Genomic DNA, 22,711 nt, shown 5'->3' with positions numbered 1-22,711 from the left:
TCTACGCGAGCGCCGTCTCGACCGCCGCCAGCGTGCGCCGCCGGATCCAGCCGCTTCCCAGTCGAATCGCGAGCCAGTACGGCAGGAACAGCAGCCGCGTGCGCGCGCTCGGACAATGCACGAAGGTTTCGGTGCGCAGCAGGCGCATGCCGGAGCGCAGTCCGATCACCTCGAAGCGCAGCACGAGCTTGGCGTCGTGCGGATCGTCGTGCCGCATGAAGGCCGCGGCGTCGGCGATCGTCCGCACGTCGGGCGTCGGGTGCCACAAGCGTCCGACGAGGCCGAGCGACAGCGACGTGTCGTCGCGATGCAGCACTGTGAAGGTGTCGAAGCCGAAGCGCTCGCGCGCGGCTTGGGGCTGGCGATTGCGCAGCGTGCGGGCGAGGGCCGCCGGGGTTTCGCGCACGGTGAGCAGCGCGTCGATCACCGGATCGGCCCGCATGTTGAGCGTGGCCACGGCGTCGATGATGCGCGACGGCGGCGCGTCGATCGGCCGCGATTCATGAACCTCGACGAAGCCGAACGACGGGATGAACGGCGGCTTGTGCGCCGCGGTCCGCGTGTCTGATTCGGAGACGATGCCGAACGGATTCATGACGGTTTCGGAGGACAAAGCGCGATCGTAGCACCGCGTGCGGATTCGTGAAGGGACGCGACGCATGCCGCCCCGTGCCGGCCGAGCGGGGCGCCGGAGCCCCGTGGCTCACCCGCAAAAAAAGCCTGGAAACATGTGTTTCCAGGCCGGGAGACCATCAACGACGATGGTGGGAGGAGACGGTGTCGTCCCGCTGCGCGCCGCCCTTTTCGCAAGCGACGTCGCGCATGAGCCGCGCTCAGATCGCCCAGCCGCCGAGATAGAACGTGACGAGCACGGCCGCGATGAGCACGGTGCCGACGTTGAGCTTGCGGAATTCGCCGCTGGCGATGCGGCCGATCACGAGCGTCGAGAAGCCGAGCATGATGCCCGTCACGATGTTCGCGGTCAGCACGATGAACACCGCGCACACGAGGCCCGACATCGCGTCGACCATGTCGTCCATGTGCAGCTTGCTCACGCTGCCGAGCATCAGCAGGCCGACGTACATCAGCGCGGGTGCGGTCGCGTACGACGGCACGAGGCCCGCGAGCGGCGAGAAGAACATCACGACCAGGAACAGCAGGCCGACCACCGCGGCCGCGAGGCCCGTCTTCGCGCCGGCGGCCACGCCCACGCTCGACTCGATGTAGGCCGCGGCCGGCGCACCGCCGAGGAAGCCCGAGAAAATCGAGCTGATCGAATCGGCGGTCAGCGCGCGGCCGCCGTTGATGATGCGGCCGTTCTCGTCGAGCTGGCCCGCCTGGCCGGCGACCGCGCGGATCGTGCCGGTCGCGTCGAACACGGCGGTCATCACGAGCGCCAGCACGCTCGGCAGCACGGCCATCGACAGCGCGCCCTTGATGTCCATCGCGCCGATCAGCGATGCGTGGCCCGGCGCGCTCAGCGACGGCAGCGCGAAGATGCCGCGGTATTTCACGGCCGGGTCGAATACGAGGCCGATCAGCGAGATCGCGACCACGACGAGCAGGATGCCGCCCGGCACGCGGCGCTTCTCGAGCCCGAAGATCGCGGCGAGGCCGACGACCGACATGATGACCGGGAACGCGGTGATCTGGCCGAGCGAGACCGGCAGGCCGGCGCCCGGGTTCTTGATCACGAGGCCGACGTCGTTCGACGCAATCAGCAGCAGGAACAGGCCGATGCCGATCCCGGTGCCGTGCGCGACGCCCGCAGGCAGGTTGCGCAGGATCCACGAACGCACGCCGGTGACCGAGATGCCGGTGAACACGAGGCCCATCAGGAACACGGCGCCGAGCGCGACGGTGGGCGGCAGGCCCTTGCCGAGCACGAGACCGAACGCGGTGAACGCCGTCAGCGAAATCGCGCAGCCGATCGCGATCGGCAGCTTCGCCCACAGGCCCATCAGCAGCGAACCGAAGGCGGTGGTGAGGCAGACCGCGACGAATACCGCGCTGGTGTCGAAGCCGGCCTTGCCGAACATCCCGGGCACGACGAACACGGAATAGACCATCGCGAGGAAAGTGGTCACGCCCGCGACGATTTCGCGACGCTGCGTGCTGCCGCGCGACGAAATGTCGAAGTACCGGTCGATGGCTCCCTTGGTGCCGAAGTCGGGTTGTTCCGCACCGACGCCGACCGTCGGCTGCACCGGGGTATCACTCATGAGCTTGCTCCTTTATCAGCATGCTGAAACGGCCTGTAGCGGACCGTCGTCAGGGTGTCTCGTATCTGGTTGAAATTGTCGGCAACGTCGTGGGGACGCATGACGCATGACGCGTGAGCCATGTCGTCGTACGCGCTTCGAAGCGGGCGCGAGTGTGTCGCGTCGTACGACGCGTGGTGGGGTCGACCCCGTCACGTGCGCTTTGCCGTAGCGAAGGTTAGGCGAACGGCCCATCACGTCCCATTGGGGGAAGAGCATGCAGCGCATGTCGCAGCGCTTATATCGGCGTGCAACGGGGCTTCGTCGTCGCGGAACGCGTGTATACGCCTAGTTCGAATCCGTTAAGGCGATTATTTGAAGGCGGGGGCGGCGGGCAGGGTGATGCGTCGAGGCTTACGGATGTCTTTCGTCGAGGCCGGGCGGACGCTTAAAAGCGGCCGCGCGCAACCCAAATCCGGATGATATCGGTGCCGCGCTGGCGCCTGGTCCTGGCGCCTTGTCCGTCAAGCCTGCGCGAGATGCGCGAGGTACACGCAGAACATGTCGGCCATCGCGTTCGAATAGGCGTCGATTTCCGCGGGCGTGCGCTCGGTTTCGGAGAACGCCTTGCCGCCCGTCGTGAGCGTCGTCATGACCAGTTCGCACGCGAGCGCATGCGTGGCGTCCGACACGTCGGGCAGCATTTCGCGCATGAACGCGCTGAAGACGCGGTTGCCCTCGGCCTTCACTTCTCGCGCCTCCGGGGCGTCGCGATAGAGGGGCGCGGCGTCGTCGAGCGCAATGCGCATCGACGCCTCGTCGCATTCCGAACGGATGAACGCGTGGACGGCAGTGCGCAGCCGCTCGGGCGGCGTCTGGCGCGTGTCCTGCAGCATCCCGCACAGCATCTCGGAGGTCTGCCGCCATTCGTCGTGCTGGAGCCGGAACAGCACGGCCGCCTTGTTCGGGAAGTACTGGTACAGCGAGCCGACACTCACGCCGGCGCGCTCGGCCACGCGCGCCATCGTGAAGCGCTGCGCGCCTTCGGTCGCCAAAACCTGAATAGCGGCCTGCAGCACGTCGTCGACGAGACGGGTCGAGCGGGCCTGCTTGGGCTGCTTGCGCGAGGCGATCGGGGCGTTGCGGCGGTCGGTCATGACGGGTCTGCCAATGCGAATAGTAAAACCTGAATGATTCGTCATATTCTAGTCGGGCGTACTGACGCACTCAACCTGACTTCGGAGATTCGCATGACCACCCTGATTCACGACCCGTTGGCGTCGCTGCTCGCGCGCCTGTTCGACGAAGCCGAAGCCTCGTCGCCCGCATCGAACCCGGATTTCGCCAACGTGTCGCACGACGAGCAAATGCGGCTGATGCGCAGCAAGACCGATTACGCCGATTTCTATGCACGCCTGAAGGACTATCCGCTCGCGGTGTCGCGCGAGACGGGCACGCTGCTGTACATGCTCGCGCGCGGCTGCGGCGCACGGTCGATCGTCGAGTTCGGCACGTCGTTCGGCATCTCGACGCTGCACCTTGCGGCCGCGCTGCGCGACAACGGCGGCGGCCGGGTGATCACGAGCGAGTTCGAAGCGTCGAAGGTCGCGCGGGCGCGCGCCAATCTGGCGGCGGCCGGGCTGGCCGATCTGGTGGAGATTCGGGAAGGCGATGCGTTGCGCACGCTGGCCAGCGATCTGCCGGACACGGTCGACTTGCTGCTGCTCGACGGCGCGAAGGCGTTGTATCCGGAGATTCTCGAACGGGTCGAGCCGCGGCTGCGGGCCGGCGCGTTCGTCGTTGCCGACAATGCGGAATACAGCCCCGACTACCTCGCCTACGTGCGCGCGCCGCAGAACGGCTATCTGTCGGTGCCGTTCGGTGGCGATGTCGAACTATCGATGCGGATTCGCTGAGGCTGAGGCATCGCGCGGAAGCGGAGCGATGCCGTAAAAACAAAGGATAACTGATCAAGTCGCATGTGACGGCGGCGCCCTGATTCGGGCGGCCGCCGTCGTGCGTTACTTCAGGAACACGTAGCGCGCGAAATACGGAAAGCGGCCGACCGCATGCTCGGTCGAACACGCGGGCTCCGGCGGCGTGCCGCCCGCGGTGTCGAGCCGCTGCACGAAGCGCACGCCGGCGAGCGTGCCGGCCGCGGCCTTCGTGCCCGTTGCGGCCGGCGTCGCGGCGAGCAGCAATTGAGGAACGCTGCCGGCGCGCGCGCTCGGCGCTTCCGCGAGCTTCTTGCCGGTGATGCGGCTGCCATCGAGCGCTTCCCATGACGGCCCCGCGCCGTGCCGCACGACGAGCGTGCCGCCGGCATCGAACAGCATCGCTTCCGGGCGCTGGAATGCCCACGCGAGCCGGTGGTCGGCATCGTATTCGCATGTGTAGATCTGCACGCCGGTCGCCGTCGTCGACAGCACGGGTGTCGCGGGGCCGGGCGGCGCGAGGCCGGCGGCATCGTCGGCGTAGGCCGGCGCGGCGCAGGCCGCGAATGAAAGACCGGCTGCGAAGGCCAGCAACATGTCGCGTGTCGGGGAGGGGCTTGGCATGGCGGCGCGTCCTTTCAGGTCGGGTGACGATCGTGCGGAGTCGAACCCGTAAACGCTAGACGCCGATTGCGCAGGCTGCAATTCGGAAATGGCAATCGCGACGATAGCCGCCGCGATTGCCGGCGCGCGAACGCCACCGCTGCGCGCCGCAGCGGCTACGTCCGCCGCTTCAGACCGCTTGAGACCGCTTCAATCCGCGCCGGCCGGCGTCGGTGCGTGCTCGGCGATCAGGCGCTCGGCCTTCAGCGCCGCCCACAGTGCCGCCGGGATCGGCGCCGCCGCGAGACGCAGGTTCTCGTCGATGCGCTCGGGCCGGCTGGCGCCGGGAATCGCTGCCGCGACGGCCGGATGGGCGAGCGAGAACTGCAAGGCCACCGCGCGAATGTCGACACCGAACCGTTCGCAGAGCCCACGGATGCGCGCGACGCGCTCGAGCATCGCCTGCGTGGCCGGCTGGTACTCGAAATGCGTGCCGCCCGCCAGCACGCCCGAGTTGTACGGGCCGCCGACGATGATCCCGAGCCCGCGCGCGGCGCTTTCCGGCATCAGCCGTTCGAGCGCACCCGCGTGATCGAGCAGCGTATAGCGTCCGGCGAGCAGGAAGCCGTCTGGATCCGAACGCTCGAGTGCGAGTTCGCACGGCTCGACGCGGTTCACGCCGAGCCCCCAGCCCTTGATGACCTTCTCGTCGCGCAGCCGCGTGAGCGCCTTCGCCGCGCCCGACATCGCGACGTCGAACACGTCGCGCCATGCGTCGCCGTGAAAATCGACGGCCGGATCGTGAATCCACACGGTGTCGAGCCGGTCGGTGCGCAGCCGTGCGAGGCTGGCCTCGATCGAGCGCAGCGTGCCGTCCGCGGTGTAGTCGTAGACGATCCGGTTCGGCAGCCCGTGACGGAACAGCCCGCCTTTTTCGCCGAGATCGCGTTGCGACGCGTCCTCGTGTTCGTCGAGGACGAGCCGGCCGACCTTGGTGCCGAGCGCATATTCGTCGCGCGGCCGTCCGGTGAGCGCTTCACCGAGACGCAGCTCGGCGAGGCCGGCGCCATACAGCGGCGCGGCGTCGAAGTAGCGGATGCCGCCCCGCCACGCCGCATCGACGGTGGCCAGCGCTTCTTCGTGCGGGATGTCCCGGTACATGTTGCCCAGCGGCGCGGTGCCGAAACCCAGGCGGGAAGGGAGCGTGATTCTCATGAGCAGTCTCGGAGTCGTTGCGGCCGCCCGCTCAGGCCGCGGCCTGCGCGAGCGTCGGATAGTCGATCAGGCCTTTCGCACCGCCGCCGAACAGCGTGTTGCGATCGTGCGGCGCGAGCGCGGCACCGGTGCGCAGGCGCTCGGGCAGGTCGGGGTTCGCGACGAACGGGCGGCCGAATGCGATCAGGTCGGCCCAGCCGGCGGCGATCGCTTCGCGGGCGCGTTCGGCCGTGTATGCGCCGGCGTAGATCAGCACGCCGGGGAACGCCGCGCGCAGTTGCCGCTTGAACTCGACCGGCATCAGCGGCGCGTCGTCCCAGTCGGCTTCCGCGATGTGCAGGTAGCCGATGCCGAGTTCGCCGAGCAGCTTCGCGGCGGCGAGGTAGGTCGTTTCCGGATCGTCGTCGACGCAGCCGTTCAACGTGGTCAGCGGCGCGAGGCGGACGCCGACGCGCGACGCGTCGCCGGTGCCTTCGATCAGCGCCTGCACGACTTCGCGCAGGAAGCGCAGCCGGTTTTCCAGCGAGCCGCCGTACGCGTCGGTGCGCGTGTTCGCGTTCGAATCGATGAACTGGTTCACGAGATAGCCGTTCGCGCCGTGCAGCTCGACGCCGTCGAAGCCGGCCTCGATCGCGTTGCGGGCGGCGGCGCGGTATTGATCGACGATCTCGCGGATCTCGTCGACGGACAGCGCGCGCGGCTCGGACGCCTGCACGAAGCCCGGCGTGCTGCCGTCCTCGCCGGCGATGAACACGTTCACGCCTTTCGCCTGGATCGGCGACGACGACACCGGTTGCTTGCCACCGAGCAGGCTCGTATGGCTGAGCCGGCCGACATGCCACAGCTGCGCGAAAATGCGGCCGTGCGCGGCGTGCACGGCGTCCGTCACCCGGCGCCAGCCGGCGACCTGCGACGGCGTGTGGATGCCGGGCGTCCACGCGTAGCCCTTGCCGAGCGGCGCGATGTAGGTGCCTTCGCTGACGATCAGGCCGGCGCTCGCGCGCTGCGCGTAATACGCGGCCATCAGTTCGTTGGCTTCGTCGCCGGGCTGGCTCGCGCGCGAACGCGTCATCGGCGGCATCACGATACGGTTCGGCAGCGTCAGCGCGCCGAATCGCAGCGGTTGAAAAAGCGGGTCGTGGGTCATGGTGAGGTCCTGTCGGGTGCCGCGGCCGGCTGGCCGCGGACGGGTCGATTACGAGTGAGGCGCGCTTAGTCCCACGTCGGCGCGAGGCCGGCTGGGTCGACTTCGCGGCCGTTGCGCTCGAGCGCGGCGATCTGCGCCATGTCTTCGTCGGTCAGGCGCAGCGTCTGCGCGAGCAGGTTGCTCGCGAGGTTCTCGCGCTTCGTCGACGACGGAATCACCGAGTAGCCGAGCTGCAGCGCCCACGCGAGCGCAACCTGCGCCGGCGTCGCGTCGTGACGTTGCGCGATCGCGCCGATCACCGGGTCGCCGAGCACCTTGCCGTAGGCGAGCGTCATGTACGACGTCACGTGGATGCCTTCGCCGTTCAGGAACTCGACCAGCTTGCGGTTCTGCAGGTACGGGCTCAGTTCGATCTGGTTCGTCGCGATCGCATCCTTGCCGACGGCCGCGATCGCTTCCTTCGTCAGTTCGATGTTGAAGTTCGAGATGCCGATCTGGCGCGTGAGGCCCTTCGCCTTCGCGTCGGCGAGCGCGGTCATGAACGCGTGGATCGACACGCCGTTGCCCGGCGCCGGCCAGTGGATCAGCGTCAGGTCGACGATGTCGGTGCGCAGCTTGCGCAGGCTTTCCTCGAGGCTGGCCGCCAGTTTTTCCGGCGCGTAGTTGTCGACCCAGATCTTGGTCGTGAGGAACAGGTCTTCGCGGCGCACGCCCGATGCGGCGATCGCTTCGCCGACTTCGGCTTCGTTGCCGTAGATCTGCGCGGTGTCGATCGCGCGGTAGCCGACGTCGAGGCCGTTGCGGACCGAGTCGATGACGACCTGGCCCTGCAGGCGGAAGGTGCCGAGGCCGAATGCGGGAACGTTGCTCATCGTGGGCTCCTGGGAAAGTGGAACGGGTTCGGTATGGAAGTCATTCTGGCGTTCGGGACTGATGAGATAAACGCCTTCAGAGGTCAAAAATATTTGATTCAAATTCAAGAATCGGCGCTGGCCGGGGCCGGCCTCATGCGACACACGTGTGCGGGTTGCTGGCCGGATGGAACGCCGGCAGCACGTCCGCGGCAATCTCGGCCATCGTCTCGTCGAGCGGCCGGCGATTGCGGCGCAGATGCAGGCCGATGTGTTGCACGCCCGCGTCGCGCATCGCCGCGAGCTCTTCCGTCAGCGCGATGCGCCCGGCGCGCGCGCCGAAGCGGTGTCGCTGAAGCGGTTCGTGCGGATCTTCCGCGAGGTCGAGGTGGATGAAGCTCACGTACGGCTTGTCGCCGGCCACCGCGCGCCAGTTCGCGGCGCGCTGCAGGTGATCGTCCGGCGTGCCCGGATAGGCGAGGCAGCCGTCCATGTGTTCGCCGATCCATGCGGGCGTCTGCTGCGCGAGGCCCGCGACGAGCAGCGGCACCGGCGAACGCGCGGCCGGCAGCACGTCCAGGCCCGGCGGCAGGTGTCCGCGCGCGCCATCGCGCAGCAGCGCGATCTGGTCGCGGAAATTCGCGCCGCGTGACGCGAAGTCGCGGCCGAACAGCGGATATTCGACCGGCCGGTCGCCGCTCGCGACGCCGAGCAGCAGGCGTCCGTCGCTCAGCTCCTGGATCGTCGCGGCCGATTTCAGCGTCAGCAGCGGTTCGCGCAGCGGCAGCACGACGGCTGCCGTGCCGAGCAGGATGTCGCGGGTGATGCCGGCGAGGTAGCCGAGATACGAGAAGGTCTCGAACACTTGCGCGGCATCGCCGAACGACGGGTCGTACACCGGCACGTCGCGCACCCAGAGCGCGCGGAAGCCGAGCGTGTCGGCCAGTCGCGCGAGCGTCGCATGAAGTGTCAGGTCGGGCACGCCGGGACGGCGGCCGTCATGCTGGCGCTTCGCGGCGCCAGCCAGCGACCAGTCGTTGTCGAGCGGCAATTCGATGCCGATGCTGAAGCCGCCGCGGGCGAGCTTGTCGAGTGAAGTGGACATGGTCGGGTTGCTCCGTTCAGCGCGCGCGCAGGCTGCCTTCGAGCCGGTGGAAATCGAGCGAAGCCGCGGTGAAGAATGCGTGCGACGTGCCGGCGGCGAAATCGTCGAGGTGCACGACGGTTGCGCGGTCGGCTTCCTGCCACGAGATCGCGTAGGTCTCGCCGGCGACGTGCCGCCACGTGTACGCGACTTCGCCCTTCGCGCCGGCGTACGGGCCTTCGGTGATCTCGTAGCGCATGTGGAGGCCGTCCTCGTCATACGCGTTCAGCGCTGTGAGGCCGTCGTAACGGACTTCGAAAGTCCTGCCGGCGAACGGCGGACGTTGGGTCGATGCGTTCATGCTGATGCGCTCCTGCGGGAAAGTGACGTTCAATGGGCAAGTTCGACGGGTTCGGCCGTGCGCTCGGGCAGGCCCTGGCCGCGGTCGAGGCGGCCGCTCAATGCGGTCAGCGCGAAGGCGCCGAGCGTGACGACGGCGGCGATCCACGGCGTATGGCCGAGGCCGACGTTCGCGACGATCAGGCCGCCGAGCGACGAGCCGCCCGCGACGCCGAGGTTGAACGCGGCGATGTTGAAGCCCGACGCGACGTCGGTAGCGTCCGGCGCGAAGTGGCGCGCCTGCTTGACGACGTACACCTGCAGCCCCGGCACGTTGCCGAATGCGACGGCGCCCCATGCGAGCATCGTCAGCACCGCCAGCCACTTCACGTGCACCGTGAAGGTCAGCGCGAGCAGCACGATCGCGAGCAACAGGAAGATCCGCTTGAGCGCCTTGACCGGGCCGACGGCGTCCGCGAGCTTGCCGCCCCACACGTTGCCGAACGCGACCGACACGCCATAGCCGACCAGCACCAGACTGACCTGCGACGGCGTGAAGCCGGCGATCTGTTCGAGCAGCGGTGCCATGTAGGTGAACGCGATCAGCGAGCCGCCGTAGCCGACCGCCGTCATCGCATAGACGAGCAGCAGGCGCGGCTGGGCGAGCACGCGGAACTGGCGGGCGAGCGGCGCCGGCGGCGTGCGCGGCAGGCCGCGCGGCACGAATGCGACCGCGCCGACGAACGCGACGAGGCCGAACAGCGCGACGACCAGGAACGTCGCGCGCCAGCCGAAGTGCTGGCCGATGAAGGTGCCGAGCGGAATGCCGGCGACGAACGCGACGGTCATCCCGCTGAACATCGTGGCGATCGCGCTGGCGGCCTTGTCCTTCGGCACGAGCGTGGTGGCGATGATCGAGCCGACCGAGAAGAACACGCCGTGGGCGAGGCCGGTGAGCACGCGCGCGACGATCAGCGATTCGTAGCCGGGCGCCTGCCAGGCCACGAGGTTGCCGACGGTGAACAGCGCCATCAGCGCGGCGAGCAGCGTCTTGCGCGGCACGCGGCCGGTGAGCGCGGTGAGGAGCGGCGCGCCGATCGCGACGCTCAGCGCATAGAGGCTGACGAGCAGGCCGGCCGACGGCAGGCTGACGCCGAGGTCGGCGCCGATCGTCGGGATCAGCCCGACGATCACGAATTCGGTGGTGCCGATGGCAAATGCGCTGATGGTCAGCGCAAGCAGGGCAAGTGGCATGACGGTGCTCCAGGGTCCGGTGACGATGGAGCGCAGTGTGCCGTCTTTACTTTTGCGGAAAAATGGGTCTATAAACCAAATTGTTTTGATTTTGAATCAAGAATCCATCAATGAAGATCACGCTCGACGAACTCCAGGCCTTTGCCGCCGTGGTCGACTCCGGTTCGATCACCGCTGCCGCGCAGCAGCTCGACCTCACCGTGTCGGCCACGAGCCGCACGCTCGCGCGGCTCGAGGAGAAGCTGAAGACCACGCTGCTGCGCCGGACCACGCGCCGGCTCGAATTGACCGAAGAAGGGCGTGCGTTCCTGCAGGATGCGCGCGCCATCATCGAATCGGTCGAGACCGCCGAGGAGCAGATGCTCGCGCGGCGCGAGATGCCGTCGGGGCGCTTGCGCGTCGATGCCGCGACGCCGTTCATGCTGCACGTGATCGTGCCGCTCGTGCACGGCTACCGCGAACGGTTCCCGAAGGTCGAACTGGAGTTGAACAGCAACGAGGGGATCATCGACCTGCTGGAGCGGCGCACCGACGTCGCGATCCGCATCGGCCGGCTCAAGGATTCGACGCTGCACAGCCGGCGCATCGGCAACAGCCGGCTGCGCATCCTCGCGAGCCCCGCATACCTCGAAGCGCACGGCCAGCCGCGCAAGGTCGAGGATCTCGCCAGGCACACGCTGCTCGGCTTCACGCAGCCCGAATCGCTGAACGTCTGGCCGATCCTCGGCGCGGACGGCGAGCCGTGCCGCATCGAGCCCGCCATCTGGTCGTCGAGCGGCGAGACGCTGCGGCAGCTCGCGCTGGAGGGCGCGGGCGTCGTGTGCCTGTCGGATTTCATGACCGCGCAGGATCGCGAGGCCGGCCGGCTCGTGCAGGTGCTCGCGCGGCAGACGCTCGACGTCGAACAGCCGATCAACGCGGTGTATTACCGGAACACCGCGATTTCGTCGCGGATCGCGTCGTTCGTCGATTACATGATCGAGGTGCTGGGCGGCAGCAGCGGCGGCAGCGGGGCGCCGGCGCGGCGCAAGGCTGCGTGGCTGGAGCCGCTGTAACGGCGGAGCATTGGGAGGGTGGAGGGCGACGCGGAGCTGGGGGCGGGCACCCGATCGGGCGCCCGGTGTGATCCGGCATGCCGCACGGCGCTTTGCGCCGCGGGCCTGCCGTCATCCCGTGATCAGGCTTCCTCGGACCACGACATGTTGTCGCGCGCGAGCAGCGCCGACGAGGCCGCCGGCCCGAACGTGCCGGCCGTGTAGAGACGCGGACGATCGCCCAGCTGCTTCCAGCCGTTGAGGATCGGCTCGACCCACGACCACGCGGCTTCGAGCTCGTCGCGGCGCATGAAGTGCGTGAGGCGCCCGCGGATCACGTCGATCAGCAGCCGCTCGTAGGCTTCCGCGCGCCGTTCCGGAATCGCCTGCTGCAGGTCGAGGTTCAGGCTGACGGGCACCATCTTCATCCCGCTGCCCGGCTCCTTCGCGAGCATCTGCAGCTGGATCGATTCTTCCGGCTGCAGCTGGATCACGAGGCGGTTGCTGTAGTGGCGCGGGCCGGTCGGGATGATCGAGAACGGCATGTCCGCGAACTCGATCACGATTTCCGACTGGCGGCGCTGCAGCCGCTTGCCGGTGCGCAGGAAGAACGGCACGTTCGCCCAGCGCCAGTTGTTGATGTGTGCGCGCAGCGCGACGAAGGTTTCCGCGTGGCTGTCCGCCGGCACGTTGTCTTCCTCGAGATAGCCCTTGACCGGCTGGCCGTCGACCGCGCCGGCCGTGTACTGGCCGCGCACAGTATCGCGCGCGACATCCGACAGCGCCATCGGCCGCAGCGAGCGCAGCACCTTCAGCTTCTCGTCGCGCACCGCATCCGGGTCGAGCGACACCGGCGGCTCCATCGCGACGATGCACAGCAGTTGCAGCAGGTGGTTCTGCACCATGTCGCGCAGCGCGCCGGTATGGTCGTAGAAGCCCGCGCGGCTGCCGACGCCAACCGTCTCCGCCACCGTGATCTGCACGCTGCGGATGCTCGGCGCCTGCCACAGCGGCCCGAAGATCGGGTTGCCGAAGCGCAGCACCATCAGGTTCTGCACGGTTTCCTTGCCGAGGTAATGGTCGATCCGGTAGATCTGCGATTCCGCGAAATGCCGGCCGACCGCATCGTTGATCGCCTGCGCCGACGCGAGATCGTGGCCGAGCGGCTTTTCGAGCACGACGCGCGAGCGCGCATCGACGAGGTGCGCGGCCGACAGGTTGTCGCAGATCGTCGTGAACAGCTCCGGCGACGTCGACAGGTAGAACACGTGGATCGCGTCGGGGCGCGCCGCTTCGGCGAGGCGCGCATAGTCTTCCGGCGCGTTCACGTCGATCAGCACGTACTTGAACAGGTCGAGGAAGCGGGCCCATGCATCGGCGTCGAACGCCTTCTCGTCGATGAACGGGCGCGACTGCTCGTCCATGAACTTGCGGTAGCCGTCGATGCCCCAGTCGCGCCGGCCGACCGCGATGATGCGCGTCTGCGGCGGCAGGTTGCAGTGCAGGTGCGCCATGTACAGCGCGGGCAACAGCTTGCGGGCGGCCAGGTCGCCGCCGCCGCCGAAGATGATCATGTCGACGGGCTGGTCGGCTTCGGTCTGGTTGGGCTGATTCGTCATGAGTGGATCGCGGTCTGAAACGGGTGAGCGTGGAACGAACATCGAAGCGCCGGCCGCCGGTGCGTTGGCGCGCCAGTACGTGGAAACGCTAATAGTGCACGCTTTTGACCGATTGCGGATGGGTTCCCCCTTATGTAACAGGGCTTGCCGTCCCGTGGTCGGCGCGATTATGATTGAGCGCTCACTCATTAAAGGAATCGAACGTGGCCCGACCGCGCAGTCCCGACAAGCACGACGCCATCCTCGCCGCGGCTGCCCGCGCGCTCGCGGAGGACGGCGCGAGTGCGACCACCGCGCGCATCGCGCGGCTCGCCGGCGTCGCGGAAGGCACGGTGTTCACCTATTTCGAGACCAAGGATGCGCTGCTGAACGCGCTGTACCTGAGCCTGAAGGCCGACCTGCGCGACGCGATGATCACCGGGTTTCCCGAGCACGCGCCGGCCGAGCAGGCCATGCGACATGTGTGGAACAGCTATGTGTCGTGGGGCGTCGCGGATCCGCACGGGCAGCGCGCGCTGCGGCAGCTCGACGTGAGCGGCCGCATCGACGACGCGCATCGCGCGGCCGGCACCGAAGGCTTCGGCGCGATCACCGCGCTGCTGCGCGCGCAGAGTGCCGCCGCGGGCGGGCTCGACGCCGACAATGCGCATGCGTTTTGCACGGCGCTGTTCACGTCGATCGCGGAAACGGCGATGGAGTCGATCGCACGCGATCCGGCGCGGGCCGATGCGTACCGGGAAGCCGGGTTTCGCGCGCTGTGGGCCGTGTTGCACGCGGTGTGATAGCGGAAAGTTGTAGAGAGAGAAGGGCGGCGCGTTCGGTTCGGGCGTCGCCACGACGATGGAAGGCGGTTTCAGGCAGGGCGATGCACGGTCAAAACGACCGGTTCAGCGCCCATATTAATGAGTGAGTAATCATTCATTTTTTGCGGTTTCAACGTTACGGAGAAATGGAAATGTCGAAAGTCTGGCTGGTGACAGGGGCCGCACGCGGCCTGGGGCGTGCAATCTCGGAAGCGGTGCTGGCGGCGGGGGACCGGCTGGTGGCCGGCGCGCGCGATCCGGCGCGGCTCGCGGATCTGGAAGCGCAGTACGGCGACCGGTTGCTGCCGATCGAGCTCGACGTGACCGACGCAGCGGCGGCCGCGCATGCGGTGGCCGCCGCCCGCGACGCGTTCGGACGCATCGACGTGCTGGTGAACAACGCGGGCTACGGTCATACGGCGCCGTTCGAGCAGATGGGCGCCGACGACTTCCGCGACCAGATCGAAACGAACCTGTTCGGCGTGGTCAACCTGACGCGCGCGGTGCTGCCGACGATGCGGGCGCAACGCGCGGGCCACATCTTCCAGGTGTCGTCGGTTGGCGGGCGCACGGCGACGGCCGGCCTGTCCGCGTATCAGGCCGCGAAGTGGGCGGTCGGCGGATTCAGCGACGTGCTGTCGAAGGAAGTCGCGCCGTTCGGCGTGCGCGTGTGCACGCTCGAGCCGGGCGGGATGCGCACCGAATGGGCCGCGCAGGCGAAGCGCCACGTCGACGGCCTGCTGCCAGACTATCAGCCGTCGGTCGGGAAGATTCTCGAACTGCTCGGTTCGTATGGCGGCCACGAGGTCGGCGATCCCGCACGGATCGCGGCGCTGATCGTCGAGCTGTCGCGTCGCGACGACGTGCCGATGCGGCTGCTGCTCGGCAGCGATGCGCTGTTCGTGTGCGAGCAGGCGGAAACGCAGCGCGCGGAGGAGGCGGCACGGTGGCGTGACGCGACGCTGTCGACGGTGTTCCCGGACGCGACGCTGCCGGCGGGGTTGGAGGCGTTGAAGGAGTGGAGCGAGCGCTGACCGGCTCCTGCTCCTGCTTGCCGTGAGCCGGCCCGTCGGACCCGCGACATCCCTCTCCGTGTCGCGCGGTTCCAGCGTCCGGCTCGGCGGATCGCGCCGACCGAGGCCGGCGCACGCGCTCAACGCCCCAGCGCGTAGAACTCCGCGTTGGGCCGCATGTTCGTCACGTTCGCGATGCGATTCGACATGCCGAAGAACGCCGAGATCGCCGCGATGTCCCAGACATCCTCGTCGGTGAAGCCATGCGACTTCAGCGTGTCGAAGTCCGCTTCGCCCACCAGGTGTGCGCTCTGCGAAACCTTCATCGCGAAGTCGAGCATCGCCTTCTGCCGGACGGTGATGTCGGCCTTGCGGTAGTTGGTCGCGACCTGGTCGGCGATCAGCGGATCCTTCGCGCGAATGCGCAGGATCGCGCCGTGCGCGATGACGCAGTACTGGCACTGGTTCACGGCGCTGGTGGCCACGACGATCATTTCCCGTTCGGCCTTGGTGAGGTTGCCCGGCTTGTCCATCAGCGCGTCGTGGTACGCCATGAACGCGCGAAATTCGTCCGGGCGATGCGCGAGCGTGAGGAATACGTTCGGGATGAAGCCCGACTTTTCCTGGACGGCCGCGATCCGTTCGCGAATGTCGTCGGGCAGGTCGTCGAGCGCCGGCACCGGAAAGCGGCTGACGGGCGCGTGATTGGCAGCGGTCATGAGGTCTCCTGGATAAAGTGGCACGGGCGAACACGACGCGCGAGTCGCCGGCCGGACATGAAACGACGGGTTGCCGGCGTCATGCGTTGACGTCCACGACGATGCGGCCGCGTATCTTGCCGGCGATCAGTTCCTCGGCAAGCGGTATGGCGTTGCCCAGGCCGACCTGATGACCGATCGCGCCCAGCTTCCCGACATCGAGATCGGACGCGAGCCGGCGCCATGCCTCCAGCCGCTCGGCGCGCGGGCACATCACGCTGTCGATGCCGACGAGCGTCACGCCGCGCAGGATGAACGGCGCGACGGTGGCGGGAAAGTCCATGCCGGCGGCGAGGCCGCAGGCCGTCACCACGCCACGATAGCGCGTGGTCGCGCACACGTTGGCGAGCACGTGACTGCCCGCGACGTCGACCGCGCCGGCCCAGCGTTCCTTGCCGAGCGGCTTGCCCGGGGCGCCGAATTGCGAGCGGTCGAGAATCTCCGCCGCGCCGAGCTGCCGCAGGTAGTCGGCATCGGCCGGGCGGCCGGTCACGGCGACGACGCGATAGCCGAGCCGCGCGAGCAGGGCGATGGCGACGCTGCCGACGCCGCCTGCCGCGCCGGTCACCACGATCTCGCCGTCGTCCGGGCGCACGCCATGCCGTTCCAGCGCCATCACGCACAGCATCGCGGTGTAGCCCGCCGTGCCGATGGCCATCGCCTGTTGCGGCGAAAACGCGGCCGGCAGCGGCACCAGCCAGTCGCCGTCGACGCGTGCCTTCTGGGCCAGGCCGCCCCAGTGCGTTTCGCCGACGCCCCAGCCGTTGAGCACGACCCGATCGCCCGCGCGGTAATCCGGATGCGTGCTGTGCTCGACCTCGCCCACCAGATCGATGCCCGGCACCATCGGGAACTTGCGGACCACCGGGCTCTTGCCGGTGATCGCGAGTCCGTCCTTGTAGTTCAACGTCGAATAGCCGACCCGGATCGTCACGTTGCCCGCGGGCAACTGCGCGTCGTCCAGCGTTTGCAGCCGCGCGTGCTGGCCGGTGCCGTCCTTGTCGATCACGATGCCCTGGAACATGCGTCCTCCTTTTTAGACCGATCGTCTAGTTAATGGCAAAAAAATTCAGCGGCGAGGCAATCCATTGAAGAAAAACTGCGCGAACAGCGCAAGCGGCACGTCGCTGCGTTCGAGCTTCGCGCGCAACACCGCGCCTTCCCAGCCGATCCAGAAGCACGCGGCCAGCTCGGCGGGGTCCGCCGACTCGGCGAGCTCGCCGGCTTGCTGGGCGGCGGTGAGGCACGCGGCCAGCCGGCGTTGCCAGTCCTCGAACGTCGCGCGCAGACGCGCACGGAAACTCTCCGGCAGTGCGCCCATTTCCTGGCCGAGGTTGCCGATCAGGCAGCCGCGGCTGTATTCATGGCGCGCCATGCCATCGCGCGCATCGTCGACGAACGCGCGCACGCGTGCCAGCGGCGACGGCTCGGGCTGGCTGAAATGACGGTCGAGCTTGCGGGCGAAGAAGTCCGCGTAGCGATCGATCAGTTCGAGGCCGAACGCCTCCTTGCTGTCGAAGTAGTGATAGAACGAGCCCTTGGGCACGCCGGCGCGCCCGAGGATCTCGTCGAGCCCGGTGGCCGAAAAGCCCTTCTCGGTGAGCACTTCCAGCCCGGTGCGCAACAGCATGTCGCGCGTCGCGACGAGGTCTTCGTGCTGCTTCGGTGGCCTGCCGCGGCGGCGAGGCGGATCAGTTCGAACGTCCATGGGTGAATAATAGACCGTTCGTCTCAAAAATCAAGGGCTCGCTCGACGGGGCGGCGGACGACGTGCCGGATCCTCAGTGGGAGGTCACCACGGCACCGGTCGACATTGCGGCCACGGTCCGGGGAGCCGACCGCTTTCACGAACGCGTGGCTGTTGTGGGATCGTGCTCGTCGCTGCATCGCGCTGCGCACGTCGTGTCTCGGAACCTCGTGGTGGCCGGGAAGCGACCCGTCATCGGGAATGCGCTTCCCCAGCCTTGTCACAATCGTCACGCTGAAACATCGGATACCGGATCGATATGAGAATCTTCAAGCCTTCACGAAAGCGAGGAGATCCGCATTGAGCACATCGGCATTGACCGTCAGCATGCCGTGGCCGTAGCCCGGATAGGTCTTCAACGTGCCGTTCTTCAGCAGTTTGATGGCCTTCAGCGCAGCATTCTCATACGGGACGATCTGGTCGTCTTCGCCATGCAGTACGAGCGTCGGCACGCTGATCGCCTTGAGATCGTCGGTCTGGTCCGTCTCGGAGAACGCCTTGATGCCCTCGTAATGCGCGTTGGCGCTGCCCATCATCGCCTGGCGCCACCAGTTCCGAATCACGCCTTGATCGATCTTCGCGCCGGCTCGATTGAATCCGTAAAACGGGCCGCTCGGCACATCGAGAAAGAACTGGGCGCGATTGGCCGCGGTGCCGGTGCGCAACCCGTCGAATACGTCGATTGGCACGCCGTCCGGGTTGGCCTCGGTCTTCAGCATCAGCGGTGTCACCGCGCTGACCAGTATCACTTTGGCGACACGCCCGGCCGGCTCGCCGTGCCTCGCGACATAGCGGGCGACTTCACCGCCGCCGGTGGAGTGGCCGATATGCACTGCATGCCGGAGATCCAGCGCTTCGACAACGGCGAACGCATCGGCTGCGTAATGGTCCATGTCGTGACCTTCGGCGACTTGCGCGGAGCGCCCATGTCCGCGCCGGTCGTGGGCAATGACGCGATACCCGTTCGACAGGAAAAACAACATCTGGGCATCCCAATCATCCGACGAAAGCGGCCAGCCGTGATGGAAGACGATCGGCTGCGCGTCTTTCGGGCCCCAGTCCTTGTAAAAAATCTGGACGCCGTCTTGCGTGGTAACGAATGACATGATGGTTTTCCTTTCGTACGGTTGCAGGGAAGTAACGGTTGCTGCGAATGGAGCCGTCGCGACCGCGAGCGGTCGTTGTCTCGGCAATGCGGGATGCGGGCGAAAAGAAACTCGCGTGATGGGCGCGCACGGCAGCTCGGCTTCGCGATGGGTGGCGTCAAAAAAATGCGACCAAGGCCACGGCGTTCGCACGGTGATACCGACGAGGTGAATGTCGACATGCGCGGCACGATCGCCGCGGATACGGCCGCGAGCGTGAGATTGCGCGTGCGCGAGTGACCGTCAACGAACGCGGCCGGATCGACAAGTGCGTCGTTGCCGATGGCACCGTTCGCTCTTGAGCCGCGTCACGCAGCGTGTCGTCAAGCCGACGTCGCGCCCGGGTAATCGACGTAACCGTCCGCGCCTTGCGTGAACCACGTTGTCGGGTCGTCCGACGCAAGCGGAATCGAATTGGCTAGACGGCGCGGGTAATCCGGATTCGCGATGAAAGGGCGCCCGAAAGCAACGGCATCGCCAATCCCGGCATCGAGTTCAGCCTGGGCTCGGGCCGCGTCGAAATCCGAGTTGAGCACCAGCGGTCCTTTGAAAGCCGGGCGAATCCGTGCCGCGAGCGGATCGAGATAGCCGACGCCGAAACTGCCGTTCAGTGGTGGCTCACGCAGTTCCAGGAACGCGATCCCAACCGTGGATAGCGCCTCGGCGGCCGCGATGAACAGCGGCACCGGATCGCTATCACGCACGCCCAGGGTTTCGCCGTTGGGAGACAGGCGAACGCTGGTGCGATCGGCGCCCACGACATCTGCGACAGCCTCGGTTACCTCGATCAGAAGCCGGAGCCGATTGGAGATCGAGCCGCCATACGCGTCGCTGCGGAAGTTGGCGCTGTCTCGCAGGAATTGATCGATCAAATAACCGTTCGAAGCATGCAACTGCACGCCGTCGAAGCCGGCCTGCAGTGCGTTACGTGCAGCGGCGGCGAACTGTTCGATCACGGCGGGAATTTCGTTCATCGACAGTGCACGTGCCGGCGCGTAGGACTGCTTTCCTTCATAGGTATGGGCATGGCCCGGCGCCGTCGTGATGGACGACGAGACAGGCTGCGCGCCATCGAGAAAGCTCGGATGCACCACGCGGCCCATGTGCCACAGCTGGGCAATGATGCGGCCGCCCGCTTCGTGCACGGCGTCGGTCACTTTTCGCCAGCCGGCCACCTGGGCAGGCGTCCACAGGCCGGTCGCGTAGGGCCAACCCAACCCCTGCCGGGAAATGCCAATGGCCTCCGAGATGATGAGACCCGCGGATGCGCGTTGACTGTAATAGTCGGCCATCATCGCGGTGGGTACGTGCTCGCGTGTTCCCCGGGCACGTGTCATGGGCGCCATCAGGATACGGTTGGGCGCTTCGATCGCGCCCAGTCGAATGGGATCAAACAGCGTAGGCACCAAACCTCCTTCTTGTTCCTTGTCAGTGTGGAAATACCGGAAGCCTTTCAGGCCACATCACACGAGACGGGCGCCGCCGTCGATGTGGATCGTCTCGCCGTTCATGAAACCGTTGCTCATCAGGAACACCACCGCGGCGCCCACTTCGTCGGCGGTACCCAAACGATGCAGCGGCAATTTTTCTTTCAATGCGTTCACGTATGCGTCGCGACCGTCGCCGAGCGTGCGGGCAAGCAGCGGCGTGTCGGTGGTGCCGGGCGAAACGGTGTTGACGCGGCGCGGCGCCAGTTCAAGCACCAAACCACGGGCCAGCGCTTCCATCGCGGCGGACGCCGACGCAAGAATGGCCGTGCCGTACGCATTGGGCCGGTCGGCCAGCACGCCTGAAATGAACGTGATGGAGCCATCGGCGGCCAGGCGGTCACCGAGCGTGCGCAACGTGTGCACGGCTGCCCACACACGTTCGTCGAACGCCCGACGCAGATAGTCGACATCCGCTTCCAGCACCTTGCCTGCCACGAAGGTCCCGGCGAGGAGGACGAGATGGTCGACGTGTGCGATGTCGGCCAGCGCCGCGGTGAGGGTCTCCGGCTTGGTCACGTCGGCGGCGCGCCAACCCGCGAAACCATTCTCGGCGGCGACGCGTTCGGCGCCCTCCGCGTTGAAGCCGATCACGGTGACGTTCGCCCCGGCGGCCTTCGCTTGTTTGGCCGCGGAAAGGCCAATGCCGGAGGTTCCGCCAATGATGAGGACGGACTTGTTATCGAGTGAACGGGCGGCGAAATCGGTAGTCATGAAAGTAGGTCCTGTCGGCTGACGCAACCCAGTGCGGCGTCTTGGACAGCACTCTATACTTGCCAATTGATATTGATAATCAGCGCCAAACTCTCTTCAATCATTCCGCCATGGAACAAATCAGCCTGGACCGCCTGACGGGTCTCATCGCATTCAGCCGTGCGGCGTCGTTGGGGAGTTATTCGGCCGCCGCTCGGGCGCTCGGCGTCACACCGTCCGCCGTGAGCAAGAGCATCCAGCGTCTCGAGCAGCACTTCGAGCTCAAGCTGTTCAACCGGACCACCCGATCGTTGACGCTGACCCAGGAGGGGCGCGAGCTGCATGAACGTACGTTGCGCCTGCTTGCGGAAATGGAGGCCATCGAGCAGGCCGCGGTCTCGGCGCGATCCGAGCCGGCCGGCACCCTGAAAGTCACCGCGCCGCTCCCGATCGGGATTCATCTGATCGCGCCTGCGCTACCTGCGTTTCGGAAGCGTTTCCCCAAGCTGTCCATCGACCTGCGCCTGGGCGACCATTTCGTCGATCTGGTCGGTGAAGGCGTCGATGTGGCCATTCGCGTAGGAGATCTAACCGGTTCTCGTCTGATCTCGCGCCAGCTTTCCCCTCACCATATCGGCGCGTACGCGTCCCCGGACTATCTGGCCCGGCGCGGTGTTCCCAAACACCCCGACGACCTCGTGGATCACGATTGCGTGAATTTCCGATTTCAGAGTTCAGGACAGGTCTTTCGCTGGAATTTTGTCACCGGTGACGGATCGCTCGACCTGATACCGGACGCCGGCATCGTCGTCGATACCAGCGATGCCGTCGCCGCCGTGATGGTCGCCGGCGGAGGCGTCGGCATCACACCCGCCTATGTGGCCGATTCCTACGTCAAGCGCGGGGAGCTGGTGCAGGTCCTCACCGAGTTCGTCGAACCGCGCTCCACGATCACGGCGCTGTGGCCGGAGAGCCGGCGCAGCAGTCCGAATGTCAAAGCATTCGTCGCACACCTGACGAAGGTGTTTGCTTCGTATGCGGCCGATAAGTGACGCTTGTCCGATGATGTTCGGGTGGTTCGCTGCGGTAAACAATGTAAAGCCCTTCCACACAGCCACCGCCGCCCGGCGTCACTTCGACTGGGCGGAGCTGTCGTTCCCCTGATTGCGGCCCGGTTTGCGCGCTGTCTTCGACGGACCGAGTGTCGCGAGAATCTTGTCACGGCATACCGTCAGGATTTCGTCGGCCAGTGGCGAATCATCCGGGCATGCGCGCGACAACACAATCGCGCCGACCGCATGCGCCATGATGTCGAGGCAGTCGGCTCGCGCCTCCGCCGCGTCTGCACCGTCTGACGGATCACGTTCCTGGACCAACGCCGCCAGCAGTCTTTCGATGCCGTCCGCGAAGGTGGCCCGGACCGCCTCGGGTTGACGCGCGGCATCCCCACCCAGCGCGGCCATCGTGCAGCCGGTTGCGCGCGCGTCGCGGTGCTCGCGCGCGAGATACTGTCGCACGAACTCCGCTGCGTCCACCCCGGCCGACAGCGCAACGGTCTGCGCCATGCCGCAGGCCGCCGATTCCGCCATCAGATCGGCCTTCGAGCGGAAGTGCTTGTAGAAGCCGCCGTGGGTGAACCCGGCTGCACTCATCAGATCAGCAACTCCGACCCCATCAAAACCGCGCTCCCTGAATAGCGTCGACGCTGTTTCGACAACGTGGGCCCGGTTGGCCTGGGCCTGTGCCTTGGTGACTTTCACTTTTCCTCTCCGTGGGCGCGTTCC

General features: G+C 67.0%; 23 protein-coding genes. 5 read left to right on the top strand and 18 right to left on the bottom strand.

All coding sequences use genetic code 11. The annotated features are described in order from the left end of the window. Position 1 precedes the first annotated feature (1 nt). The 3 genes from BAMB_RS23830 to BAMB_RS23815 form a co-directional block, all read right to left on the bottom strand. Positions 2-595, bottom strand: coding sequence for a hypothetical protein (locus tag BAMB_RS23830; RefSeq protein ID WP_041491545.1), 594 nt, complete (start codon positions 593-595; stop codon positions 2-4). 238 nt (positions 596-833) lie between these two features. Further along, positions 834-2,222, bottom strand: coding sequence for an NCS2 family permease (locus tag BAMB_RS23820; protein WP_011659713.1), 1,389 nt, complete (start codon positions 2,220-2,222; stop codon positions 834-836). Positions 2,223-2,725: 503 nt separating this feature from the next. Beyond that, positions 2,726-3,403, bottom strand: coding sequence for a TetR/AcrR family transcriptional regulator (locus BAMB_RS23815; RefSeq protein ID WP_041491543.1), 678 nt, complete (start codon positions 3,401-3,403; stop codon positions 2,726-2,728). Positions 3,404-3,451: 48 nt separating this feature from the next. Between BAMB_RS23815 and BAMB_RS23810 the strand changes: the two genes are divergently transcribed. Beyond that, on the top strand, positions 3,452-4,117 hold the full coding sequence (locus BAMB_RS23810; RefSeq protein ID WP_041491542.1) for an O-methyltransferase: 666 nt from the start codon (positions 3,452-3,454) through the stop codon (positions 4,115-4,117). 105 nt (positions 4,118-4,222) lie between these two features. Here the strand turns inward: BAMB_RS23810 and BAMB_RS23805 are convergent, their stop codons facing one another. From BAMB_RS23805 to BAMB_RS23775, 7 genes are all read right to left on the bottom strand, one after another. After that, positions 4,223-4,759, bottom strand: a complete 537-nt coding sequence (locus tag BAMB_RS23805) for a DUF3455 domain-containing protein (RefSeq protein WP_011659710.1) — start codon at positions 4,757-4,759, stop codon at positions 4,223-4,225. Between the two features lie 189 nt (positions 4,760-4,948). After that, complete coding sequence (locus tag BAMB_RS23800) at positions 4,949-5,953, bottom strand: aldo/keto reductase (protein ID WP_011659709.1); 1,005 nt, start codon at positions 5,951-5,953, stop codon at positions 4,949-4,951. Positions 5,954-5,984: 31 nt separating this feature from the next. Beyond that, a complete protein-coding gene (locus tag BAMB_RS23795; protein WP_011659708.1) occupies positions 5,985-7,100 on the bottom strand; it encodes an alkene reductase in 1,116 nt (371 codons plus the stop codon). A gap of 65 nt (positions 7,101-7,165) precedes the next feature. Continuing rightward, entirely contained in the window at positions 7,166-7,972 is an 807-nt protein-coding gene (gene dkgB, locus BAMB_RS23790; RefSeq protein ID WP_011659707.1) for a 2,5-didehydrogluconate reductase DkgB, read from the bottom strand. Between the two features lie 133 nt (positions 7,973-8,105). Next, positions 8,106-9,056 carry an LLM class oxidoreductase gene (locus BAMB_RS23785; protein WP_011659706.1) on the bottom strand — a complete coding sequence of 317 codons (951 nt, stop codon included), beginning with the start codon at positions 9,054-9,056 and terminating at the stop codon, positions 8,106-8,108. 16 nt (positions 9,057-9,072) lie between these two features. Further along, a complete protein-coding gene (locus BAMB_RS23780; RefSeq protein ID WP_011659705.1) occupies positions 9,073-9,396 on the bottom strand; it encodes a MoaF-related domain-containing protein in 324 nt (107 codons plus the stop codon). A 29-nt stretch (positions 9,397-9,425) separates the two neighbouring features. Beyond that, a complete protein-coding gene (locus tag BAMB_RS23775; RefSeq protein WP_006751516.1) occupies positions 9,426-10,628 on the bottom strand; it encodes an MFS transporter in 1,203 nt (400 codons plus the stop codon). Positions 10,629-10,738: 110 nt separating this feature from the next. On the opposite strand from BAMB_RS23775, the gene BAMB_RS23770 reads away from it, so the two are divergent. Beyond that, positions 10,739-11,683 carry a LysR family transcriptional regulator gene (locus tag BAMB_RS23770; protein WP_011659704.1) on the top strand — a complete coding sequence of 315 codons (945 nt, stop codon included), beginning with the start codon at positions 10,739-10,741 and terminating at the stop codon, positions 11,681-11,683. A 122-nt stretch (positions 11,684-11,805) separates the two neighbouring features. On the opposite strand, the gene zwf is transcribed toward BAMB_RS23770, so the two are convergent. Beyond that, positions 11,806-13,281 carry a glucose-6-phosphate dehydrogenase gene (zwf, locus tag BAMB_RS23765; protein WP_011659703.1) on the bottom strand — a complete coding sequence of 492 codons (1,476 nt, stop codon included), beginning with the start codon at positions 13,279-13,281 and terminating at the stop codon, positions 11,806-11,808. 203 nt (positions 13,282-13,484) lie between these two features. Between zwf and BAMB_RS23760 the strand changes: the two genes are divergently transcribed. Beyond that, positions 13,485-14,063 carry a TetR/AcrR family transcriptional regulator gene (locus BAMB_RS23760; protein WP_011659702.1) on the top strand — a complete coding sequence of 193 codons (579 nt, stop codon included), beginning with the start codon at positions 13,485-13,487 and terminating at the stop codon, positions 14,061-14,063. 173 nt (positions 14,064-14,236) lie between these two features. Further along, a complete protein-coding gene (locus BAMB_RS23755) occupies positions 14,237-15,118 on the top strand; it encodes an SDR family NAD(P)-dependent oxidoreductase (protein ID WP_011659701.1) in 882 nt (293 codons plus the stop codon). 119 nt (positions 15,119-15,237) lie between these two features. On the opposite strand, the gene BAMB_RS23750 is transcribed toward BAMB_RS23755, so the two are convergent. From BAMB_RS23750 to BAMB_RS23725, 6 genes are all read right to left on the bottom strand, one after another. Then, entirely contained in the window at positions 15,238-15,816 is a 579-nt protein-coding gene (locus BAMB_RS23750; RefSeq protein WP_011659700.1) for a peroxidase-related enzyme, read from the bottom strand. 79 nt (positions 15,817-15,895) lie between these two features. Then, the gene (gene acuI / locus BAMB_RS23745; RefSeq protein WP_011659699.1) at positions 15,896-16,879 is read right to left on the bottom strand and encodes an acrylyl-CoA reductase (NADPH); all 984 of its coding nucleotides are present in this window, start codon (positions 16,877-16,879) and stop codon (positions 15,896-15,898) included. Between the two features lie 45 nt (positions 16,880-16,924). Further along, entirely contained in the window at positions 16,925-17,563 is a 639-nt protein-coding gene (acuR, locus tag BAMB_RS23740; protein WP_011659698.1) for an acrylate utilization transcriptional regulator AcuR, read from the bottom strand. 308 nt (positions 17,564-17,871) lie between these two features. After that, the gene (locus tag BAMB_RS23735) at positions 17,872-18,708 is read right to left on the bottom strand and encodes an alpha/beta fold hydrolase (RefSeq protein ID WP_011659697.1); all 837 of its coding nucleotides are present in this window, start codon (positions 18,706-18,708) and stop codon (positions 17,872-17,874) included. Between the two features lie 362 nt (positions 18,709-19,070). Beyond that, on the bottom strand, positions 19,071-20,153 hold the full coding sequence (locus BAMB_RS23730) for an alkene reductase (RefSeq protein WP_041491694.1): 1,083 nt from the start codon (positions 20,151-20,153) through the stop codon (positions 19,071-19,073). A gap of 57 nt (positions 20,154-20,210) precedes the next feature. Then, the gene (locus BAMB_RS23725; protein ID WP_011659694.1) at positions 20,211-20,948 is read right to left on the bottom strand and encodes an SDR family oxidoreductase; all 738 of its coding nucleotides are present in this window, start codon (positions 20,946-20,948) and stop codon (positions 20,211-20,213) included. A gap of 110 nt (positions 20,949-21,058) precedes the next feature. Between BAMB_RS23725 and BAMB_RS23720 the strand changes: the two genes are divergently transcribed. Further along, positions 21,059-21,979 (top strand): LysR family transcriptional regulator, encoded by a 921-nt coding sequence (locus BAMB_RS23720; RefSeq protein ID WP_011659693.1) that lies wholly within the window; start codon positions 21,059-21,061, stop codon positions 21,977-21,979. Positions 21,980-22,057: 78 nt separating this feature from the next. On the opposite strand, the gene BAMB_RS23715 is transcribed toward BAMB_RS23720, so the two are convergent. Further along, entirely contained in the window at positions 22,058-22,687 is a 630-nt protein-coding gene (locus BAMB_RS23715) for a TetR/AcrR family transcriptional regulator (RefSeq protein WP_011659692.1), read from the bottom strand. Positions 22,688-22,711: the final 24 nt, after the last annotated feature.

It is taken from the genome of Burkholderia ambifaria AMMD, assembly GCF_000203915.1.
Classification (GTDB): Bacteria; Pseudomonadota; Gammaproteobacteria; order Burkholderiales; family Burkholderiaceae; genus Burkholderia; species Burkholderia ambifaria.
Note: the sequence above shows the minus strand (reverse complement) of the source record. Positions and strands in the feature narration are given on the sequence as shown.

Excerpts from the sequence above, each read along its gene's own strand:
- BAMB_RS23720 (WP_011659693.1), top strand. The coding sequence starts at position 21,059 with ATGGAACAAATCAGCCTGGACCGCCTGACGGGTCTCATCGCATTCAGC.
- acuR (WP_011659698.1), bottom strand. The coding sequence starts at position 17,563 with ATGGACGTTCGAACTGATCCGCCTCGCCGCCGCGGCAGGCCACCGAAG.
- BAMB_RS23785 (WP_011659706.1), bottom strand. The coding sequence starts at position 9,056 with ATGTCCACTTCACTCGACAAGCTCGCCCGCGGCGGCTTCAGCATCGGC.
- BAMB_RS23770 (WP_011659704.1), top strand. The coding sequence starts at position 10,739 with ATGAAGATCACGCTCGACGAACTCCAGGCCTTTGCCGCCGTGGTCGAC.
- BAMB_RS23725 (WP_011659694.1), bottom strand. The coding sequence starts at position 20,948 with ATGACTACCGATTTCGCCGCCCGTTCACTCGATAACAAGTCCGTCCTC.
- BAMB_RS23815 (WP_041491543.1), bottom strand. The coding sequence starts at position 3,403 with ATGACGAATCATTCAGGTTTTACTATTCGCATTGGCAGACCCGTCATG.
- BAMB_RS23800 (WP_011659709.1), bottom strand. The coding sequence starts at position 5,953 with ATGAGAATCACGCTCCCTTCCCGCCTGGGTTTCGGCACCGCGCCGCTG.
- BAMB_RS23820 (WP_011659713.1), bottom strand. The coding sequence starts at position 2,222 with ATGAGTGATACCCCGGTGCAGCCGACGGTCGGCGTCGGTGCGGAACAA.
- BAMB_RS23830 (WP_041491545.1), bottom strand. The coding sequence starts at position 595 with ATGAATCCGTTCGGCATCGTCTCCGAATCAGACACGCGGACCGCGGCG.
- BAMB_RS23795 (WP_011659708.1), bottom strand. The coding sequence starts at position 7,100 with ATGACCCACGACCCGCTTTTTCAACCGCTGCGATTCGGCGCGCTGACG.
- BAMB_RS23810 (WP_041491542.1), top strand. The coding sequence starts at position 3,452 with ATGACCACCCTGATTCACGACCCGTTGGCGTCGCTGCTCGCGCGCCTG.
- BAMB_RS23735 (WP_011659697.1), bottom strand. The coding sequence starts at position 18,708 with ATGTCATTCGTTACCACGCAAGACGGCGTCCAGATTTTTTACAAGGAC.
- acuI (WP_011659699.1), bottom strand. The coding sequence starts at position 16,879 with ATGTTCCAGGGCATCGTGATCGACAAGGACGGCACCGGCCAGCACGCG.
- BAMB_RS23755 (WP_011659701.1), top strand. The coding sequence starts at position 14,237 with ATGTCGAAAGTCTGGCTGGTGACAGGGGCCGCACGCGGCCTGGGGCGT.
- zwf (WP_011659703.1), bottom strand. The coding sequence starts at position 13,281 with ATGACGAATCAGCCCAACCAGACCGAAGCCGACCAGCCCGTCGACATG.
- BAMB_RS23775 (WP_006751516.1), bottom strand. The coding sequence starts at position 10,628 with ATGCCACTTGCCCTGCTTGCGCTGACCATCAGCGCATTTGCCATCGGC.
- BAMB_RS23780 (WP_011659705.1), bottom strand. The coding sequence starts at position 9,396 with ATGAACGCATCGACCCAACGTCCGCCGTTCGCCGGCAGGACTTTCGAA.
- BAMB_RS23805 (WP_011659710.1), bottom strand. The coding sequence starts at position 4,759 with ATGCCAAGCCCCTCCCCGACACGCGACATGTTGCTGGCCTTCGCAGCC.
- dkgB (WP_011659707.1), bottom strand. The coding sequence starts at position 7,972 with ATGAGCAACGTTCCCGCATTCGGCCTCGGCACCTTCCGCCTGCAGGGC.
- BAMB_RS23750 (WP_011659700.1), bottom strand. The coding sequence starts at position 15,816 with ATGACCGCTGCCAATCACGCGCCCGTCAGCCGCTTTCCGGTGCCGGCG.